Annotated in this window: 14 protein-coding genes; 9 read left to right on the plus strand and 5 right to left on the minus strand. The window is 63.8% G+C overall.

Features of this window, described 5'->3' with window-relative positions:
• Window positions 1–2: 2 nt before the first annotated feature.
• Genes CR105_RS19890 through CR105_RS19900 form a run of 3 tightly spaced genes read right to left on the minus strand, consistent with a single transcriptional unit; the run spans window position 3 to window position 3,759 of the window.
• Window positions 3–1,205 carry a hypothetical protein gene (locus CR105_RS19890; protein WP_099791404.1) on the minus strand — a complete coding sequence of 401 codons (1,203 nt, stop codon included), beginning with the start codon at window positions 1,203–1,205 and terminating at the stop codon, window positions 3–5.
• Complete coding sequence (locus CR105_RS19895; protein ID WP_099791406.1) at window positions 1,202–2,455, minus strand: glycosyltransferase; 1,254 nt, start codon at window positions 2,453–2,455, stop codon at window positions 1,202–1,204. The genes CR105_RS19890 and CR105_RS19895 overlap by 4 nt, the downstream gene beginning before the upstream one ends.
• The gene (locus CR105_RS19900) at window positions 2,452–3,759 is read right to left on the minus strand and encodes an oligosaccharide flippase family protein (RefSeq protein WP_180288246.1); all 1,308 of its coding nucleotides are present in this window, start codon (window positions 3,757–3,759) and stop codon (window positions 2,452–2,454) included. The genes CR105_RS19895 and CR105_RS19900 overlap by 4 nt, the downstream gene beginning before the upstream one ends.
• A gap of 277 nt (window positions 3,760–4,036) precedes the next feature.
• Between CR105_RS19900 and CR105_RS19905 the strand changes: the two genes are divergently transcribed.
• From CR105_RS19905 to CR105_RS19945, 9 genes are all read left to right on the plus strand, one after another.
• Window positions 4,037–5,122 (plus strand): right-handed parallel beta-helix repeat-containing protein, encoded by a 1,086-nt coding sequence (locus CR105_RS19905; protein ID WP_099791410.1) that lies wholly within the window; start codon window positions 4,037–4,039, stop codon window positions 5,120–5,122.
• A gap of 241 nt (window positions 5,123–5,363) precedes the next feature.
• A complete protein-coding gene (locus CR105_RS19910; protein ID WP_229414032.1) occupies window positions 5,364–6,683 on the plus strand; it encodes a right-handed parallel beta-helix repeat-containing protein in 1,320 nt (439 codons plus the stop codon).
• Between the two features lie 303 nt (window positions 6,684–6,986).
• The gene (locus tag CR105_RS19915; protein ID WP_099791414.1) at window positions 6,987–9,431 is read left to right on the plus strand and encodes a right-handed parallel beta-helix repeat-containing protein; all 2,445 of its coding nucleotides are present in this window, start codon (window positions 6,987–6,989) and stop codon (window positions 9,429–9,431) included.
• Between the two features lie 236 nt (window positions 9,432–9,667).
• A complete protein-coding gene (locus CR105_RS28995; RefSeq protein WP_099791416.1) occupies window positions 9,668–12,229 on the plus strand; it encodes a choice-of-anchor Q domain-containing protein in 2,562 nt (853 codons plus the stop codon).
• A 267-nt stretch (window positions 12,230–12,496) separates the two neighbouring features.
• The gene (locus CR105_RS19925) at window positions 12,497–13,726 is read left to right on the plus strand and encodes a glycosyltransferase family 4 protein (RefSeq protein WP_099791418.1); all 1,230 of its coding nucleotides are present in this window, start codon (window positions 12,497–12,499) and stop codon (window positions 13,724–13,726) included.
• A 46-nt stretch (window positions 13,727–13,772) separates the two neighbouring features.
• Window positions 13,773–14,954: a DegT/DnrJ/EryC1/StrS family aminotransferase gene (locus CR105_RS19930; protein ID WP_099791420.1), complete on the plus strand. Its 1,182-nt coding sequence runs from the start codon at window positions 13,773–13,775 to the stop codon at window positions 14,952–14,954.
• Complete coding sequence (locus CR105_RS19935) at window positions 14,951–15,544, plus strand: sugar transferase (protein ID WP_099791422.1); 594 nt, start codon at window positions 14,951–14,953, stop codon at window positions 15,542–15,544. The genes CR105_RS19930 and CR105_RS19935 overlap by 4 nt, the downstream gene beginning before the upstream one ends.
• A gap of 6 nt (window positions 15,545–15,550) precedes the next feature.
• Entirely contained in the window at window positions 15,551–16,147 is a 597-nt protein-coding gene (locus CR105_RS19940) for a hypothetical protein (RefSeq protein ID WP_099791424.1), read from the plus strand.
• Window positions 16,148–16,171: 24 nt separating this feature from the next.
• Complete coding sequence (locus tag CR105_RS19945) at window positions 16,172–17,377, plus strand: acyltransferase family protein (protein WP_099791426.1); 1,206 nt, start codon at window positions 16,172–16,174, stop codon at window positions 17,375–17,377.
• A 368-nt stretch (window positions 17,378–17,745) separates the two neighbouring features.
• Here the strand turns inward: CR105_RS19945 and CR105_RS19950 are convergent, their stop codons facing one another.
• Together CR105_RS19950 and CR105_RS19955 are read right to left on the minus strand one after the other, a co-directional pair.
• Window positions 17,746–20,031, minus strand: a complete 2,286-nt coding sequence (locus CR105_RS19950; RefSeq protein WP_099791428.1) for a polysaccharide biosynthesis tyrosine autokinase — start codon at window positions 20,029–20,031, stop codon at window positions 17,746–17,748.
• A 19-nt stretch (window positions 20,032–20,050) separates the two neighbouring features.
• Complete coding sequence (locus tag CR105_RS19955) at window positions 20,051–21,175, minus strand: polysaccharide biosynthesis/export family protein (protein WP_099791430.1); 1,125 nt, start codon at window positions 21,173–21,175, stop codon at window positions 20,051–20,053.
• Between the last annotated feature and the right edge of the window lie 167 nt (window positions 21,176–21,342).

Here is a 21,342-nt window from a genome sequence, read left to right on the forward strand (position 1 = left end):
TGTTACCTGGCCAGCCCGGCAAACTTGAGCTGCCCGCTATCGCGGTGCGCCGTTTTCGGCGCCTTGGCATTCTTGATCGCGGTGGCCGAGAACAGGATGAATATCCAGATCGGCGCCTCGTAGAAAAAGATCTTTTCGTTCAGCGGAATCAGGAACAGCAGCACCGACAGCACCACGCCATTGAGCGACAGCGCCCGAAACGCCATCAAGGCGAGTGCGCAAGTGACGACGATTCCGCCGCGCGAGACCAGGTTGAAGGCGACGCCGATATCCTGGTAGTAGCAGCGCACGCACGGATCGGCGCCGAAACCGACGCCGATGAATTTCTCTTCCAGCGTGGTGGCCATATACGCGGCGACGCCTTCCATCCGGTGCGACAGGCTGCCGTCGTCGCGTTCGAGGAAGCGGCTCTCGAGGTGGGTGATGAAGCCGGAGAAAAACAGGTACAGGGCGATGGCGCAGACAAGCACGATGATGTGCGACGGGCGAATCCGCTGGCGCCACAGGAACGCCATCATGGCGATCAGCACCGGCACGAAATACACCGACGAGCCGGAGTTGGTCAGAAAAATCGACAGCACCGCAACGAACGCGGTCCACATCACCCGCTTGCTGAAATCGGACGACACGATCAGGATCGCGACCAGGCAACCGATGTAATTGGCGTAGGTACCCGGCTCGATCTGCAAGCCGGAGAAGCGCGCGATATTCAGAAAGTCTTCGGCAAAGCGGCTGTGCGAGCCGAATATCGCTTTGTGGAAGTCGTAAATGCCGAAGCCGAGGACGTAGAACAGCGCCGCCTGCAAGATGATGAAAAAGGCGTGAATGATCAGCACCGTCGACAGGGCCGACTCGAACTGGGGCTTCCACGACAGGCTCGCCTCGTGCAGCAGGATCGCCAGGCCGATGTGCGCGGCAATCAGGAAGATGAACTGGCCGGGCACCGGCCGCATGACCATCGAGTGGAACAGGATGGCGCACAGCGCCAGCAGCGCCAGCACCGAGGACGTCCTCAGCCTGAAGCGCCGGATGAATACCAGTGGCGCCACCAGCATGATCGACACTGCCGCCACCAGGTACTTCGGCACCATCGAATTGACGCCGCCGGATGTCTGCTCGAACGGGGTGAACAGCAGGAACAAGGCTGCCGAGAACGCCATGAAGGCATAGCGCGTTCCGCTCCGGCTCGGGCGGCGTTCAGTCATGGCCGCGGCTCCAGCAGCTGCAGCAGTCGGCGCCCGAAGGCATTGTAGTTCGCGCGTGCATTGAAGTTCTCCTCCCATTGCGAGCGGGCGCTGTGGCGGCACGACAGCGCCGCCGCCCGGTCGCGGAAACGCAGGATCGCCGCGGCGATGGTGGCAATGTCGGCGTCGGCGGCAATCAGCACCCCGTTGCCGGCGTTGACGATCTCGCTGGTGCCGCCGACATCGGTGGCCACCATCGGGATGCTGACCGCGGAGGCTTCCATCAGGCTGACCGGAATGCCTTCGCAATCGCTGACGTTGACGACGACGTCGAACTGTTCGTTGCGGTACAGCTCGGCCAGCTCGTCCTGCGTCAGGTAGCCCTTGAAGACGACGGTGGCGCGGCCGTGCAGGCTGCGCTCGACGTAGGCGCGCAGCTGGTCGTACAGCTCGCCGTCGCCGACATGGGTCCAGCGGATCGCCAGGCCGGCATCGCGCTCGAGCAGCCAGGCGATCGCATCGGCGATCAGCTGCAGGCGCTTGCCGGCCACCACGAACGAGCACGATACGATCGACAGCGCGCCGCCGGCCGGCTGCCGGTTCAGGTAACCGGGGTCGCGCACGCCCAGCCGCGCCAGGTGAAATTTTCCTTGCATCGCCGGGTATTTGTGGGCGAGGAATTCTTTACCGTGCGCCGAGATGCAGAAAACGTCGTCGACGCCGGTGGCGATGCCGTCCTGCAGCCCGACATAGCCGCCGGCGCGGCGGTCCTCGTACAGGTCGCCGCCGTGGGCGCGCGAGACGATGCGCATGCGCGAGCCGGATTCCTTGCGGTAGCCGATCGCGCCCATGATCTCCGGCACGATCCAGTAAAAATACACCATGTCGAAGTCTTTTTGGTGCCTGGCGACCTGCCCTTTCAGGAACAGTTCGAACAGCCTGGCGCGGTACAGGCAGCGCACCAGTTCCTTCAGGTTGATGAACTTGTGGTCGCGACCGGCGATGTGCAGCACGTCATGCACCCAGTTGTATTTCCAAAGCGCCACCGCCAGCGAGCTGACCAGGTGAAACTTGCGAAACAGGCCCCAGCGCTTGTTGGCGTAGTCGAGGTTGACGGGCTGCGCCATGGGACGCGGCGCGCTGGCGGGCGTAAACGAGCAAGGAACGACTTCGACTTCATCAAAAAAGGCGGAAACATGCTCCAGCTCGGCCTTGACGAAGGACTCGCCATGGCCGTACGGATAGGCAGCGGTGACCATCAGCAATTTCATCGCTTCGTTTTCTCGCTCGCTGCCGCCAGTTTTTCGGCCATGATTTTCCTGTAGCAGATCACCGTGAACAGCGCCGTGGTCGAAAACGCCAGGGTCGACGCCAATGCCGCGCCATTCGCCCCCATCCGCGGAATGGCGACGACGCAGCCGGCGACATTGATCGCCAGGCAAATCAGCGCGCCCTGGATATTGATCTTCTGGTAACCCATGCCGGCTAGCGAATTGGCCATCACGCTCATGTAGCTCCAGACGACGATGCCAGGCAGCAGAATCAGGAACGGCACGACGCTGCCCTGGTAGGCCGCGCCGAAGATCCAAGGAATGGCGAACGGCGCCAGCGCCGCCGCCACGCAGGCGCCGGCCAGGGTCACCTGGAATACCGTGCGGGCGATCCTGCGAATCATTTTGTGCAGTTCGGCCGGCGCCCGGCTGTGCGCTGCCGATTCGGGAAACACGATCGTCGCGGCGGCGCTGGAAATGAGCCACAGCACTTCGGCCAGCTGGATCGATACCGCGTATTTGCCGGTGACGGCGGCGCCCAGCATATAGCTGACGAGATAAAGGGCGATGCGGTAATTGAGGAACGTGACGACGTTGCTGATATGCGCCCGCAAACCGTATTTGATGGCGCCGGCGAAGTTGTACGTTTTACTTGCGGCGCTGGCGCCGAACCGGCGGATCTTCGCTTCGCTCAACAGCCACAATGAACCCTGGCTGAGGATATAGCACGACATCACCGCCAGCACCGATACCGCGTCGGCCGCATACAGCGCGATGACGGCGGCGCAAAAGACGAACGGCTGGATCAGCAACGTTTTGTTATACACCTGGTAGTCGCGGTTTCCTTGTATGAGCGAGGACGACCAGGCCGCCAGCAGCATCAGCGGAAACAGCACGCTGGCATACAGCGCCGCACTTTTGGCAATCCCGGGCAGGTACTTGGCGATAGTCGTCTCGCTGCTGATCGAGATGACAATGACGACGGCAATCCACAGCGACAGCGCCAGGATCCAGTTAGCGGCGCGCATGCGGCGCAGATTACCCGCGCCGCTGCTCAAGTGATAAACATGGCTCGGCCCGAGGCCGAAGTTGAGAAACGCGTACAGCGATTGCGGCAGCAGCAGCGCGGTGGCAAGCACGCCGTTCTGGTGCGGTCCCAATTGGCGCGTGGTGATCCACATGGCGATGAAATACAAACCGCTGGCGAGCACCTGCCGAATGACGGTGGAGCCGATTGCCACCGACAGATTGAGTCGTAGATCCGGGGTGCGGCCAAGCGAAAGCGATGCAAACAGATTTTTCATGTGTGTGAACATTAATACGGTCTTTCTGATTTTTGCGCCGCAACGAGCACACGTGATCGATTATGAAAGTTGCCGCCCTTGTCGAGCCTGACAATTATCAAGATAGGCAAATCACTTTCGCGCCGGCCGTGGCAGATCGCACGCGAGCGCGGGACGACGAGGCGCAAACGGCGGCGCGGTGGCTTCTTGTACGATGGCGCAGCGGGCCCGCTGCGGGCGACCCGCCCAGACACCGACGACGGGAGTACTTGTGCATAGACTGTTGCGCCTCACCGTAATGCTTGCGATTGCAGCGGCCGGCGCCAGCCGCGCTTCATCGACTGCGACGCTGTTGTTTGTCGCCACCACTGGCCAGGACAGCAACCCCGGCACCGCGGAACTGCCGTTTCGCACCATCGGGCGCGCCGCCAGCGTGGCCCGGGCCGGCACCACCGTGCTGATCGCGCCCGGCCTGTACCGCGAAAACGTCAAGACCACCGCGCACGGCAGCAAGGCGGCGCGGATCCGCTACGTATCGAACGGCAAATGGCAGGCGCGGGTGATCGGCCGCGGCACCGAAGCGATGTGGACCAATCGCGGCAACCATACCGATATTGTCGGCTTCGACATCAGCGGCAGCGGCCGGATCGGCATCCTGAACTACGCGTCGTACACCCTGGTGGCCGGCAACCATGTGCATGACCTGGCCGTGTCGGGCGGCTGCACCGGCAGCGGCGGCGCCGGCATCACCAACGCCAACTACGGCGCATCGGACGGCGACATCATCGGCAACGTCGTCCACGATATCGGCGTGCCGGGCAAATGCGCCGGCGTGCAGGGCATCTATTCGTCGAACCTGCGTGGCCGCATCTACAACAACATCGTCTACCGCGCCTCCGCGTTCGGCATTCACTTGTGGCATGCGGCCAACAACGTGACGATCGCAAACAACACCGTGTTCGCCAACGGCGCCGGCAACGTCGGCGGCGGCATCGTCATCGGCGCCGGCGACAGTCCCGGCGGCGTGGTGCTTGACAACACCAAGGTGGTCAACAACATCGTCTTCAATAACCCCGCCGCGGCAATCAAGGAATACTGTTATGCCGGCGAGAACTGCACCGGTGCGCGCAACACCATCGCCAACAACCTGGTCTACGGCAATGGCAGCGCGATATCGCTGCGGCGCGGCACGGACGCCGGCACCATCGTGGCCGACCCGCAATTCGTCGACTTCCGGCCCGACGGCAGCGGCGACTATCGCCTGAAAGAAACTTCGCCAGCGGTCAACAGCGCGCTGGCGAGCATGGCGCCGGCCACCGATATCGATAACGTCGCGCGCCCGCGCGGCGGCGCGCCCGATATCGGCGCCTACGAAAACTTCTAGCCCGGCCCTCCTTCTCCTATCCACGCCGGCACCGCTTTCGAGCGGTCCGCCGGCTGCGTCCGCACGCCTGTCCAGCGTTTCCCATTGCCCAGTGTTTTTGCGCATTTGATACGGCGTAGAAATTTATCCGCAAAAACGTTGAACTTAGGAAGTTTCCTCCCCTCAAAGCTTACTCATTCTCTTCGTGATGTTAGGAAATTCTTAGATGATCAAATTCGCTACCTTTGCTTCGGATGTTCGTGTGAACGCGCTGTTATGCTGCAGCGCCGCGGTGTTGTTGACTGCCTGCGGTGGCGGCGTGTCCGACACCGGCGCTGGCCAGACCCAGACCGCCGCAGTCGTCGTCGACAGCGCCACGAGCCAGTTCGATGCAACCGTCGCCGCTCCCGCCTTCGGCGCGGATGTCAACACCACGGCAGTTGCCGACGCCGCCACCTCCGATGCCTTGGCTGCTGCCGCGGCCGAGGGCGAGACGCGCATGCTGGCCTCGACCGTCGCCGTCGCCGCCGCCACGCCGTCGATCTATCACCTGTACGTCTCGACGACCGGCAACGACAGCAACACCGGCACCCAGGCCAAGCCGTTTCGCACCATCACCCGCGCGGCCAAGTTGGCCAAGCCGTCGACCACCGTGCACGTTGCCGCCGGCGCCTACAACGAGTCGGTCAAGACCACGTTGCACGGCACCGCGACGGCGCGCATCCGCTACGTGTCTGACACCAAGTGGGGCGCCAAGGTGGTCGGCATCGGCACCGAAGGCATGTGGACCAACAACGGCAACTACACCGAAATTTCCGGCTTCGACATCACCGGACCAGGCCGCATCGGCATCCTGAACTACGCATCGAACACGGTGGTCGTCAACAACCACATCCACAACCTGAAAATCTCCGGCGGCTGCAGCGGCAGCGGCGGCTCCGGCATCGTCAATGCCAACTACAGCGGCATGAATGGCGACATCGTCAACAACGTCGTGCACGACATCGGCGTACCAGGTTCGTGCAACGGCGTGCAGGGCATTTACTCGTCCAACCAGGGCGGCCTGATCTACAACAACATCGTCTACCGCGTCTCGGCGTTTGGTATCCATCTGTGGCACGCCGCCAGCGGCGTGATCATCGCCAACAACACCGTGTTTGCCAACGGTTCGAGCGGCATGGGCGGCGGCATCGTCACCGGCAGCGGAGACAGCCCAGGCGGCATGCAGCTGAAGAACACCAAGGTGATCAACAACATCGTCTACAACAACCCAGGCGTGTCGATCAAGCAGTACTGCTACTCGGGGGTGAACTGCATTGGTTCGGGCAACGTTACCGCCAACAACCTGGTGTACGGCAACGGCAGCGGCATTTCGCTGAAGACCGGTACCGCTACCGGCACCATCACGCAGAACCCGCTGTTCATCAATTACCAGGCCAACGGCACCGGCAACTATCGCCTGCAGAGCAATTCGCCGGCGATCAACAAGGGTGTGGCAAGCTCGGCACCAATCTACGACATGGACAATTTTTTGCGTCCAAAGGGTGGCGCGCTGGACATTGGCGCGTATGAAAGCTTCTAAGCTTTAGTTTGATGTAAGTCTGCTTGTGGCGAAAAACACCCGCGTGGAGCGCAGCTCCCCGCGGGTTTTTTTACGGCTATGTTTTTTCCCGATGCAACAAGCCGGCCACCAGGCCTCCTCTATGGTGGAGCCCGATTGCGCACGCCTATGTGGCCATCGAGCATTTGAATTTCGTTCACTTTGGATCCGTTTTCCTCTGTCCGAGAGTTCCCGGCGATATATGTTGCCGCGGAGACATTGAACTAAGACAGTTGACCTTGGTCATACCTTACTCAACTGACCTGACGTGAGGAGTAAGTTTCAATGTGTAAATTGACATTTGCCAAATTGTACGACGACAAAATCCGGACGGATCGGCAAACCGTCCACGCGCCGTCGCGCTTGCGCACGCTGCTGTGGGCCGGCGTGTCGGCGCTGCTGGCCGCCTGCGGCCAGGGTGGCGCGCCCGCCAATCCCGCGGTCGAAGCGAAAGGCACCCAGATCCTGGCCGAGAGCACCAGCGTGGCGCTCGGCGCCAATGACCTGTACGTGGCGCCAGAAGGGTCCGACGCGAACGCCGGCACGCGGACGGCGCCGCTACGCACCATCCAGCGCGCCGCCAGCCTGGCGCGCGCCGGCACCACGGTCCACGTCGGCCCCGGCACCTACGCCGAGACGATTGTTTCCGAGGTCAGCGGCAGCTCGTCGGCGCGGATTATCTTCGTGTCCGACGCCAAATGGGGCGCCAGGATCGAGCCGCCGCCCGGCGCGCAAAACAAGGTGCTGTGGCAGGCCAAGGGCGGCTTCACCGATATCGTCGGCTTCGACCTGAGCGCGGCGGGTAGTTCGTCGGTGCGCACCGGCATCGAATTTACCGGCCGCTCTTCGTCCGCGCGCAACAACCGCGTGCACCGCATCGGCAAGTTGCCGCTGAACTGCGACGGCGTCATCGGCGCGGCCATCTTCTCGGCGTCCGATCCGGTCAGCAGCGGGCGCACCGACGTCGTCGGCAATGTGGTTCACGATATCGGCCAGGATGCCCGGTGCACCATCCACGGCATCTACCTGGCCACGTCCGGCACCATCAAGAACAACCTGGTCTACAACGTCGGCTGGGGCGCGATCTACCTGTGGCGCGACAACCGCAATATCGACGTCGTCAACAACACCGCCGTTCACTCGCTGTTCGGGCTGGTCTACGGCAGCGGCGACCAGGCGCATTCCAATCTGCCGGCCGATTACATCAACGTCGCCAACAATATTTTCTACGACAACCGGACCGGCGTGCGCAATGCCGGCCTCGGTCAGCTGGGCGCAAATAACACGTTTTCGAACAACCTGGTGTCGAACAACATGGTCAACTGGGTGACCAGCACGCCGCGCCGCGGCGACATCGACCAGGATCCGCAGTTCGTCAACTACCTGCCGAACGGCGGCGGCGATTACCGGCTGCGGGAAACGTCGCCGGCGATCGACCGCGGCGTGGCGGCACTGGCGCCCGTCGTCGACCTGAACGGCATGGAACGCACGCAAGGCGCCGGCCCCGATATCGGCGCCTACGAATTCATCGACAGCAAGTCGCCGCCCGGCGAAGAACCGGTGCCGCGGCCCGGGCCCACGCCGACGCCTGGTCCCGATCCCGATCCCGATCCCGATCCGAGTCCGAGTCCCGATCCCGGTCCCGGCCCAACACCCGATCCCGATCCGCAACCCGGCCCGGCACCGACGGCGCACCACTTGTACGTCGCCACCAGCGGTTCTGATTCGAACGATGGCAGCCGCGCGGCGCCATTTCGAACCATCACGCGGGCCGCGCGCGCAGCCAAACCGGACACCACGGTGCACGTTGCCAGCGGCACCTATGTCGAGGACGTCGTCACCAATGCCAAGGGCAAGGCCACCGGCCGCATCCGTTATGTGTCCGATACCAGATGGGGCGCCCGGATCATCGGCACCGACACCGAGGCAACCTGGTCCAACAAGGGCGACTACACCGATATCGTCGGCTTCGACATCAGCGGCAGCGGGCGGCTCGGCATCGTCAATTTCGCCTCGCACACCGTGATATCGGGCAACCACGTACACAACCTGCAGATTTCCGGCGGCTGCACCGGCAGTGGCGGCGCCGGCATCGTCAACGCCAGCTATAGCGGCTCCGACGGCGATGTGATCGGCAACGTGGTGCACGACATCGGCATTCCGGGCGACTGCAACGGCGTGCAGGGCATCTATTCGTCGAACCTGCGCGGGCGCATCTATAACAACATCGTTTACCGCGCCTCGTCGTTCGGCATCCACCTGTGGCATGCGGCCAACAACGTCATGATTGCCAACAACACGGTGTTCGCCAATGGCGCGCGCGGCGTTGGCGGCGGCATCGTCACCGGCACCGGCGACCGGCCCGGCAACGTCGTGCTGAACAACACCAAGGTGATCAACAACCTCGTGTTCGACAACGCCGGACCGGGCATCAAGCAATATTGCTATGCCGGCCAGGACTGCATCGGCGACAACAACATCGTCGCCAACAATCTCGTCTACGGCAATGGCAGTGGCATCGTCATGCGCAAGGGCGCGGCGACCGGGACAATCACCGCCGATCCGCAATTCGTCAATTACCGCGCCAACGGCTCCGGCGACTACCGGCTGCGCGACACCTCGCCGGCGGCAAACAACGGCATCGCCTTGTCGGCACCGAGCTTCGATATCGACAACGTGGCGCGTCCGCGTGGCGGCGCGCTCGACATTGGGGCATATGAAAATCACTAGCAGCCGCATCAGCGTTGTCTGACCAACGCCTCTGACAAGACCCGCACGGAACGCTGATTCCGTGCGGGTCTTTCCGTTTCGAGACTGCCTCAAGCGCGCCGAATGACGATTTCCCCACAGAAATTGTCTTTACGCATTTGATACGACGCAGAAATTTTTCCCACAAAACATTGAACTCTGGAAGTTTCCTGCACTCAAAGTTGTTCATTCTTTTTGTTGAGTTAGGAAGTTTCCAGATGAAAAAACTTGTCACCATTGCGTCCGATGTCCGTGCCAGCGCCCTTCTCTGCTGCAGCGCCGCCGTATTGTTAACAGCTTGCGGCGGCGGCTTGTCCGACACCGACGGCGGCCAGCCGACGCAAGCTGCAGCGACCAAGGTCGACAGCGCCAGCCAGGCGCCTGCCACCGATGCCGCCGCCGACGCGGCGACGGACGCGAACGCGGTCAGCACGCCATCGGAAACCGATCCCGCACCGGCCGACGACACCACGCGTCTGCTGGCAAGCAAGTTAGCAGTTCCCGCCGCAGCAGTGCCAACGACCTACCATTTGTATGTCGCCACCAACGGTTCCGATTCCAACGCCGGCAGCAAGACGGCGCCGTTTCGCACCATCACCCGCGCGGCAAGAGCGGCCAAGCCGTCGACCACCGTGCACGTTGCTGCCGGCACTTATAACGAGTCGGTCAAGACCACGCTGCACGGCACCGCGACGGCACGTATCCGTTACGTGTCCGACACCAAGTGGGGCGCCAAGGTGGTCGGCATCGGCACCGAAGGCATGTGGACCAACAATGGCAACTATACCGACATCGACGGTTTCGACATCAGCGGCCCTGGCCGCCTCGGCATCCTGAACTACGCGTCGAACACGCTGGTGTCGAACAACCACATCCACAACCTGAGAGTGACGGGCGGTTGCACCGGCAGCGGCGGCGCCGGCGTCGTCAACGCCAACTACAGTGGTTCGAACGGCGACATCATCGGCAACGTGGTGCACGACATCGGCGTGCCGGGCGCCTGCAATGGGGTGCAGGGCATCTACTCGTCCAACCTGGGCGGCAAGATCCAGAACAACATCGTTTACCGCGTTTCGTCGTTCGGTATTCACCTGTGGCACGCGGCAACCGGCGTGACCATCGCCAACAACACCGTGTTTGCCAACGGTTCGAGCCGCATGGGCGGCGGCATCGTCACCGGCAGCGGCGACAGCCCAGGCGGCATGCAGCTGAAGAACACCAAGGTGATCAACAACATCGTCTACAACAACCCACGCTCATCGATCACGCAGTACTGCTACTCGGGCGTCAATTGCATCGGCACCGGCAACATCACCGCCAACAACCTGGTGTACGGAAACGGCAGCGGCATTTCGCTGAAGACCGGTACCGCCACCGGCACCATCGCGCTCAATCCGCTGTTCGTTAACTACCAGGCCAACGGCACCGGCAACTATCGCCTGCAGAGCAATTCGCCGGCGATCAACAAGGGCCTGGCGACATCGGCCCCTGCTGACGATATCGACAACGTCGCTCGCCCACAAGGCGGCGCGTTCGACATCGGCGCCTACGAGTTCGTCCCGGCCGGCACGCCGACTCCGACTCCTACGCCGACGCCGACGCCGACGCCGACGCCGACGCCAACGCCAACGCCAACGCCGACGCCGACGCCGACGCCGACGCCAACCCCGACGCCGACGCCGACGCCAACGCCGACGCCAACGCCGACGCCAACCCCGACGCCACCAGCGCCGGCGACGACCTACCATCTGTATGTCGCCACCAACGGCTCCGACACCAATGTGGGTTCGAAGACCGCACCATTCCGCACGATCACCCGCGCGGCGCGAGCGGCCAAGCCATCGACCACCGTGCACGTGGCCGCCGGCACCTACAATGAAAGCGTCAAGACCACCGTTCACGGCACCGCCTCGGCGCGTATCCGCTACGTGTCCGACACCAAGTGGGGCGCCAAGGTGGTCGGCATCCTCACCGAATGGATGTGGACCAACAACGGCAACTACACGGAAATCTCCGGCTTCGATATCACCGGACCAGGGCGCCTCGGCATCCTGAACTACGCGTCATACACCTTGGTGGCCAACAACTACATCCACAACCTGAAAATCTCGGGTGGCTGCACCGGCAGCGGCGGCGCCGGCATCGTCAACGCCAACTACAGCAGCTCCGACGGCGACATCATCGGCAACGTGGTGCACGACATCGGTGTGCCAGGCGCCTGTAACGGCGTGCAGGGCATCTATTCGTCCAACCTGCGCGGCAAGATCTACAACAACATCGTCTACCGCGTGTCGGCGTTCGGTATCCACCTGTGGCACGCGGCGACCGATGTCGTCATCGCCAACAACACCGTGTTTGCCAACGGTTCGAGCAGCATGGGCGGCGGCATCGTCACCGGCAGCGGCGACAGCCCAGGCGGCATGCAGTTGAAGAACACCAAGGTGATCAACAACATCGTTTACAACAACCCACGCTCATCGATCGCGCAGTACTGCTACTCGGGCGTCACTTGCATCGGCACCGGCAACATCACCGCCAATAACCTGGTGTACGGCAACGGCAGCGGCATTTCGCTGAAGACCGGTACCGCCACCGGCACCATCGCGCTCAATCCGCTGTTCGTCAACTACCAGGCCAACGGCACAGGTAACTATCGTCTGCAGAGCAACTCGCCGGCGGTCAACAAGGGCCTGGCAACTTCGGCGCCGACGACCGACATCGACTACTACGCTCGCCCTCGCGGCGCGGCGCATGACATCGGTGCGTATGAGAGCTTCTAAGCTGTAGACAGTAGTCTGTTTCACCTGAACCCCGCGCGAAGCGATCTTCGCGCGGGGTTTTTTCATGGGCGATATCAGCGCCAGGCCGGGAATGTTGAACTACGCCGAACCGCTGAGGTCTGAATGAAGGATGGATCACCTTTGACGGACCGCGCTGTAAATTTTGCAACAACGAATCGCCGTCCTTCCAGACCATTTGCGTAGTTTCAATACGCAGTATTTCTAGGTTGATATCGTCTGATAACGACATGACAACACTGGGATACCGTGAATATTCTGCTGATTAATCACTACGCCGGTTCGCTGCGGCACGGCATGGAATACCGCCCTTACTACCTGGCGCGCGAGTGGCATCGCCTCGGCCACCAGGTCAGGATTGTCGCCTCCGCCCGCTCGCACGTGCGCGCCGAAAGCCCGCGCCTGGGTGGCCTGTCACGCCTCGACGAAACCATCGACGGCATCGAGTACACCTGGTTCGACACTCCGGCTTACTCCGGCAACGGCGCCACCCGCGCCCTCAACATGGCCTCGTTCGTGCTGCGGCTGTACCGCGAAGGCGCCAGCCTGGCGCGCGACTTCAAGCCCGACGTCGTCATCGCTTCGAGCACCTATCCGCTCGACATCTGGCCGGCCCACCGCATTGCCAGGCTGGCCGGCGCGCGCCTGCTGTTCGAGGTGCACGACCTGTGGCCGCTGTCGCCGATGGAACTCGGCGGCCACTCGAAGTGGCATCCTTTCATCATGCTGCTGCAGGCAGCCGAGAACTACGCCTGCCGCCATTCCGACGCCGTCGTCTCGATCCTGCCGAAGGTGCGCGACCACCTTGAAGCGCACGGCATGGCGCCCGACAAGCTGCACCTGGTGCCGAACGGCACCGACCCGGCCGAGTGGCTGCGCGAGGCGCTGCCGCTGGCCGGCCCCGCCGCCGAGACACTGGCGGCGCTGCGCCGGCGCGGCCAGTTCGTCGTCGGCTTCGCCGGCAGCCATGGCGTCGCCAACGCGCTCGACACCTACCTCGACGCGGCCGCCATGATGCGGCACGAGCCGGTCGCGTTCGTGCTCGCCGGCGGCGGTCCCGAAAAAGCGCGCCTGCAACAGCGGGCACGCGACGAAGAACTGCACAACGTCGTGTTCATCAATCCGGTACCGAAAAACCATGTGCCGGCGCTGCTGCAGTTCTTCGACCTGGCCTACATCGGCCTGCAGCGCCAGCCGCTGTTTCGCTTCGGCGTCGCACCCAACAAGCTGATCGACTACATGATGGCGGCGCGGCCGGTGCTGTACGCGATCGAGTCGGGCAATGACCTGGTGACCGAATCGGGCTGCGGCGTGGCCGTGCGCGCCGAAGACGCCGCCGCCGTCGCCAAGGGCGTGCGCGCCATGCTGGCGATGGACGCGGAGCAGCGCAAGACGATGGGACAGCGCGGCAAAAAATTTGTGCTCGAGAACCTCACCTATCCGGTGCTGGGGGAACGTTTCTTGAAGGCCTGCGCCTAGCCTTGACGCCGGCATTGTGCAGCGATGTTGTTAACCTGGGAAAATCATGACCGGACCGAACCGAACGCCAAGCGACGCCCTGCCCTTCCTCCCCTTCGCCCTGCCTGACATCGGCGAGGAAGAGATTGCCGAAGTCGTTGCCTGCCTGCGCTCGGGCTGGGTGACCACGGGCCCGAAGACGCGCCAGTTCGAACAGGAATTCGGCGCCTACCTGGGCGGCGGCCTGGAAACGGTCTCGGTCAATTCGGCCACCGCCGGCCTGCACCTGGCGCTCGAGGCCCTCGGCATCGGCCCCGGCGACGAAGTGATCGTGCCGACCATGACGTTTACCGCCACCGCCGAAGTGGTGCGCTACCTGGGCGCGCAGCCGGTGCTGGTCGACGTCAATCCTTTGACGCTGAACATCGAGGCGACCGCGATCGAGGCGGCCATCACGCCGCGCACCAGGGCGGTGATCCCGGTCCACTATGCCGGCCTGGCCTGCGACATGGACGCGATACTGGCAGTGGCGGCCAGGCACCGGCTGCGCGTGGTCGAAGACGCGGCGCACGCCTTCCCCACCGTCTACAAGGGCCAACTGGTGGGCACGCTAGGCAGCGACATCACGGTGTTCAGTTTTTACGCCAACAAGACCATGACGACCGGCGAAGGCGGCATGGTCGTCACGCGCGACCCGGCGCTGGCGGCGCGCGTGCGGCTGATGCGCATCCACGGCATCAAGCAGGACGCGTTTGCCCGCTACACGTCGACCAGCCCGGCATGGTTCTACGAAGTCGTCGCGGCCGGCTTCAAGTACAACCTGACCGATATTGCCGCCGCCATCGGGGTGCAGCAGCTGCGCAAGATCGACCGTTTCCTGCTGCGCCGCAAGGAACTGGCGCAGGCCTATTGCGCCGGCCTGAAGGGACTGCCGCTGCAGCTGCCGCCGGACGCCGCCGCCGGCAACGGCCACGCCTGGCACCTGTACGTGGTGCGGCTGGCCGCGGATGCGCCGCTTGGCCGCGACGCGCTGATCGCCGGCCTGTCCAGGCTTGGCATCGGCACCAGCGTCCACTTCATCCCGCTGCACCGTCATCCTTACTGGCGCGACAGCGGCGACTTGTTGCCGCAACAATTCCCCGCCGCCGAGGCAAGCTTTGCGTCGATGCTGACCTTGCCGCTGTACACCAAGATGAGCGACGCCGACCAGCAGCGCGTCATCGCCGGCGTGCGCGAACTGCTGTCATGAGCAAGCGCCTGTTCGACATCGCCGCCTCGCTGGCCGGGCTGATCGTGCTGGCGCCGCTGTTCGCGCTGGCGGCGCTGTGGATCAAGCTCGACTCGCCTGGTCCGCTATTTTTCCGCCAGCAGCGGGTCGGCCGGCACGGCAAGCTGTTTTCAATCTACAAATTTCGCACGATGGCGGCGGCGCCCGACACGTCGGCCCAGCTAACCGTGGGGTGCGACCGCCGCATCACCAGCGCCGGCGCCTTTCTGCGCCAGCACAAGCTCGACGAACTGCCGCAGTTGATCAACGTGCTGCAAGGGGCGATGAGCCTGGTGGGACCGCGGCCGGAAGTGCCGCGCTACGTCGCCTGCTATCCGCCGGCGGTGCGCGCCATCGTCCTGTCGGTGGCGCCGGGCATCACCGACTGGGCCTCGATTCTGTACCGCGAGGAAAGCGCGATCCTCGGCCGCGCCGCCGATCCCGAGCGCGCCTATGTCGAGACCATCCTGCCGACCAAACTTGACTATTACGTGCGCTACGTCAGCGAACGCAGCTTCTGGACCGACCTGCGCATCATTGCCAGCACGTTGTCGGCCCTCGTGCATCGATGAGGCGGTATGGCTTACTGGGACACATTCCTGCATCTCGGCGACATTTCCCTGACGTTGGCGGCCGCCGCCGGCATCACCGCCTGGCTGCTGGCGGCGCGCGCGTGGCGGGTGGCATTCTGGTGGAGCGTGCTGTTCGTCGCCTGCATCGGCCTGGTCGGCGCCTCGAAGATCGCCTACATCGCCTGGGGCAACGCGCTGCCGGCGCTCGACTTCAAGGCCGCCAGCGGTCACGCGGCCGGCATCACCGCCATCGCGCCCTTGCTGTTCTACCTGCCGATACGCCACCGCGGCGCGGCCGCGCGTGCCGCCGCCACCGCCGGCGGACTGGCGCTCGGGGTACTGATGGGGGTATTGCTGGTGGCCAGCGATGAGCACAGCGCGGCCGAGGCGCTGGCCGGCTGGACGCTGGGCGCCACCGTCAGCCTCGGCGGCATCTGGCTGGCCGGCGAACTGCCGCTCCAGCGCCCCGCCCACGGCTTGCTGTGCCTGGCGGTGGTGTTCCTCACCGCCGCCTGGATGATGCGCTCCTTTCCTTTCGGCTACCTGATGTATCGCACCGCCCGCTTTTTATCCGGCAACTCTGTGCCCTTCCCCTGGGGTTGAGCACTCCATTACAAGGACTTCATCATGCGCAACAGATTCATGCCTAGCCTGGCATTTCAGCAGCACAGCCAGCTCGGCGAAGACAGCTGGCACTCCGTCGTAATTTCCCTGTTGCGTGGCCTGGCCGCGTTCGAGGTCGCCGCCGCCCATTTGCGCGCGGCGATGTATCCGGGCCTGCGCACGATGCAGGATCCAACGCTGGCGTACCAGGGACTGGCGTTCTTCACCGGCTTCGGGCACCAGTCGGTGCTGCTGTTTTTCGTCATCAGCGGCTGGCTGGTCGGCGGCAGCCTGCTCACCAGGGTGGGCCAGCCCGACGCCATCGCAAACTATGCGATCGACCGCATTACGCGCCTGTGGACAGTGCTGATTCCCACCTTTTTGCTGACCCTGCTGTTTAGCCTCAGCACCGGCGAGACCGCGCCGGGCCGCATCGATCTGTCCTCTGCCAACGAATTTTCCGCCGCCGTCTTCGCCGGCAACATGTTTGGCATGCAAGGCGGCGTTGCGGTGACCGAATTCGGCGGCAACTTCCCGCTCTGGAGCCTGGCGAACGAAACCTGGTACTACGTGATGTTTCCGCTGCTAGTGCTGATGTTTACGGCGCGCCGGGTCGCGGCCCGAACCGCGTGCGCCGTTGGCCTGGTCGCGCTGGCCGCCTTCCTTCCCTACGACATCGTGCTGTATTTTTCCATCTGGCTGCTCGGTGTGGCGTTCTCGCGCATCCGCATCGACGCCAGTCTGGTCGCGCGCTGCGGCTGGCTGGTGCTGCTGCTGGCAGTGTCGGTGTATTACCGCCTCACCGGCATCAACGATGACATCAGCCCCGAAACATATGTGCAAGACCTGGTGTGCAGCCTGCTGTTCCTGGTCTTTCTGTCGAGCCTGCAGTTCAAGGCGGCGCCGGCGTCGAAGTGGCAGCGCCCGCTGGCCCGCATCGGCAAGTTCTTCGCCGAGTTCTCGTTCACCTTGTACGTGCTGCACGTGCCGCTGATCGAGCTGATGCAGCACTCGATGGCGAACCGTTTCGGGCTGCGCCAGCTGTCGCCCGCCGAGCCGATGCACTACGCCATCTATTTCGGCATGCTGGCCATGCTGATAGTGGGTTCCTACCTGTCCTACCGAATGTTCGAATCGCAGACTTACCGGATCCGCCGGCTGGTCAAGGACAGGCTTGCGGGAGCCGGCACGCCATTGCCGGCCGGCCGCGCAGCGCCAGCAGACCGTTGATCGGGCAAGCGTCTTCCGCTCAAACAATCCGACGTCGCAAAGGACGTCGGCAACTGGGTCTGACCCCGGTTTTGGAACGTTCCAAGACCGGAGTCAGACCCAGTTTCCAATTCCAATTCGTTAGCGCCGCAGCCCGCCGTTGACGACCGTTCCAAAAAAGGGGGCAGACCCAGTTTCCCGTGCGCGGTGTGCGCAAGCGATGCGGATTTCATCACCGGGGAAACGGCCGTAGTGCAGCGTGTCGAAACGCCGTCCGAAGACGGGTTGAGATAGCCGCTTGTCTGATTTCCCGGCGTCGAAACGCGGTGCAGACTCGGCCGAGGCGAAAAAAAGCCGCCGCTCGGGAAGCGGCGGCGGCGCGTGCGGGACTAGGCCGAATATCCGAGCTGGGCGGCGGCGTCGTCGCTGTAGTCACGGCGCCCGCCCAAGCGCAGCGCCATGTCGTTGAACAGCACGCCCTGCGGCGCGATGCCGGCGTGGTTGAGGTGCTTGATCGACTCGTTGATCTCCGCTTCGGTGGTGATGCCGGCGCGGGTGACGATGAAGACGGCACCGGCGTGCGCGCCGATGATCAGCGCGTCGGCCACCGCCAGGATCGGCGGCGGATCGAGCAGCACCAGGTCGTAGTTGGCGCTGACCGTCTCGAGCAATCCGCCAAAATTGAGGTGCAGCAGGAATTCGGAGCGGTTCGGCGGCAGCGGGCCGGTCGGGATGAAGTCGAGGTTTTCCATCACGCCGCGGTGAATTACCTGCTCGACCGGCAAGGAACCGGTGATCGCCTTCGACAGTCCCTGGTCGCGGCTGACGCCGAAATAGCGGTGCAACTGGCCGGTGCGCAAGTCGCAGTCGATCAGCAGCACGCGCTTGCCGCTCGCTGCCATGACGGCGGCGAAGTTGGCGGCGACGAACGATTTGCCGAGGTTGCGGGTAGGCCCGGCCAGCATGACAATGTTGTTCTTGAAGTGCGGCATCGAGAACTGCAGCGCGGCGCGGAAGCTGCGCAGGCTCTCGATGGCGATGTCTTCCGGCATCGAGTGCGCCAGCAGCGGCAGCATCGCGCCTTCGCCGCGCACTTTCTTCATCAGCTTTTCCTGGTTGGCGCTGTGCGGGATGGTGGCGTACACCACCCGCGCGCGCAGCAGGCGCTCGATCTTTTGCGGATCGTCAATGCCACCTTTCATCGCCTTGCGGGTGACGGCGATGACGCTGCCGAGGAACAGGCCCATCACGGTTGCCAACACCATGATCAGCGGCCGGTTCGGCTTCAGCGCCTTTTCCGGCGGCATCGGCGCGTCGATCATGCGCACATTGCTGACCCGGCCGACGGAAATGAGGCGCAGCTGCTGCGCCGTGTTCGACAGCGCCGTATACAGGTCGGTGTTGACCTTGATCTCGCGCGTCAGGCGCGTCTCGTCCTGTTCCAGCACCGGCAAGGTGCGGATGCGGCGGGCGACATCGTCGATCTCGGCGTCGACCTCGCGGCGCTGGCCGTTGACGCCCTGGACGATCGGGTGGTGCTCGGTAAAGCGCGACAGCAGCTCGGTCTTTTTCTGGATCAGGTCGAGCCGGCGGGTGCGCGCGGCGGCCGCCTGTTGCAGGCTCATGCGGGCTTCCTCGCGCAGGTCGATGGTGCCGTGGGCGTTGCGGAACTGGTTGTAGCGGTCTTCCGACTGTTCCAGCTGGCGCTTCAGGATCGGCAACTGCTGGTTCAGGAAAGCCAGCGATTTTTCCGCTTCCTCCGTCTTGCGCGCCAGGTTCTGGCGCATGTATTCGCGGCCAATTTCACTCAGCAACTGATTGATGCGCTTGGCGCTTTCGCCCTGCAGCTTGACTTCGATGACGCCCGACTGCTTGCCCTGCTCGCTGATGACCATCGCGTTCTGGATGCGCTGGATGGTGCCCAGGCGCGACATGCGGCGCACCTTGAACTGGGCGCCGGCGCGCGCGCTCATGCGCTCGACCTTCAGCTCGACGTTGCCGTCGGCAGTGCTCACCAGGTAGCGCTTGCCGATCGCGCCTTCGAACGCCGGCGCGCCGGCGCCGCCGCCGAAACGGTAGCGCCCCTCGGCCAGCGCGGTGACCACGAACTCGCGGTTGAGCAGGGTGTCGGGCACGTTGAAGGCGGCCACCTCGATCTTTTCGCCGCCCCACACGTAACCGCCCCAGCCGAAAATGCCGGGCTCGGCGAGCTCGCCCTTGGCCTGGTTGGCGATCCAGAAGCCGCCGACCGGGAAGTATTTCGGCTGCGCCTCGACATACAGCTGCAGGTTGTCGACCGCGCGCGAAATGACCATGCGCGAGCGCAGCAGCTCCATTTCGGCGATCGCGGCCTTTTTCGTTTCGAACAGCGAGGACGCTTCGCTGAGGATGTTTTTCGACGCGTTCGGACTTTCCTCCTCGACGTGGATCATCAGGTTCGCCTCGTACACCGGCTTGACGATCAGCACGTACAGCAACGCCAGAAGCATCACCACCGCGGTGACCGCCCCCACCAGCGCCCGGCTTTCCCAGATTGTCTGGAAATGGGACTTCAGGTCGACCGGGGCGTCATCGCCGGAAATATCCGGCGCGCGCGGATCCCACTGCATATTGAGTGCCGGCACCTGGTGATGCAGAACGTTGGAAACCGGATGCTGTTCGCTGGGAGTGTCCATATTCGATCCTAGGAAGTGCTCAGGGTTTGCTGACCCCGACTGCGGAAGTAAGGGCGCCGGGAATCAGCAGGCTGAGGTTGCGGTGCCAGTTGGCCAACGGCGAGGCCGCGACATACACAACGTCTTTCGGATGCAGTTCGAATCCTTCGGCCATCGCCATGGCGCCGGTGACGCGCGCGTCGAGCTGGTAGACGCGCGTGCCCTCGTTCGTCTTGCGCACCACATACACCTGGCGCGCATCGCCCGACAGCGGGCTGACGCCGCCCGATTCGCCCAGCGCTTCATTGAGCGTCAGGCGGCCGTTGTGCATCGTCAGGGCGCGCGGCGTGACCACCTCGCCGGAGACGAACACCTTGCTCTCGTCGCGCGAATGGATGCGCACCACGTCGCCAGGCACGAGCATGACGTTGCCGGGATTGATGCCTTTTTGTACCAGTTCGCGCAGGTCGATCCGATAGCGCTGGTCGCCGCGCTCGAGCACCAGGCGGCTCTGGTCGGCAGTGGGCAGCAGGCCGCCGGCGCGGTTCAGCGCTTCCATCAGCGTCATCGGGATATCGTTGATGGCCTGCAGGCCCGGCGACTTGACCTCGCCGTCGATGTAGACGCGCTTGCTGCGGTAAGCCTGCACGCGCAAGGTCACGTTGGGCTGGGCGATGTAGCGCGCCAGCTTGCCTGCCAGCAGGTCGCGCGCCTTGTCCTCGGTCAGCCCTTCGAGCTTGAGCGAGCCGGCGAACGGGAACTGGATGCGCCCTTCGGAATCGACGACGAAACCGGGCGGCGGCACGCCGTTATTGCTCAGTTCGGCCGCGCCGGAGGCCGGCGTGACCACCGTACCGCCGAGTTCGGGATGGTCCCAGACAACGATCGACAGGATGTCGCCGCGCCCGATGGTGTAGGAAGGCGGGTTCGGTTCGACCAGCTTCGACAAGTCCTGGCGCACGGCCGACTCGCGCTTGATCTGCTCGGCCGCGATCAGTTGCGGCGTGATCAGTTCGGTGCGCGGCGCCTCGCCCGCCGGCCCGTTCGCGACCGGGTTGCTTTGGCGGTTGCTGAAATAGCCGCAGCCGGCCAGCGCCAGCGCCAGCAGGCACGCCAGCGCCCGGCCGGTGGCACGCGAAATTGTTGTTTCGATATGAGATTTCATGATTTTTTGTCCATGTGAAGCACGCCAGCGAATGGCCTTCAGGGCCAGAGTAAGGCCTGTCACACGGCAGACCTTGCTGCACATCAAAATGCCTGCTGAACTGAAGCACGCGGCGACAGGGGCGTCGCGAACGGCGCGAACTCATGCATGAATCTATGGTCGGGCCC

Source organism: Massilia eurypsychrophila (genome assembly GCF_002760655.1).
In the GTDB taxonomy this organism is placed as follows: domain Bacteria; phylum Pseudomonadota; class Gammaproteobacteria; order Burkholderiales; family Burkholderiaceae_D; genus JAFCUW01.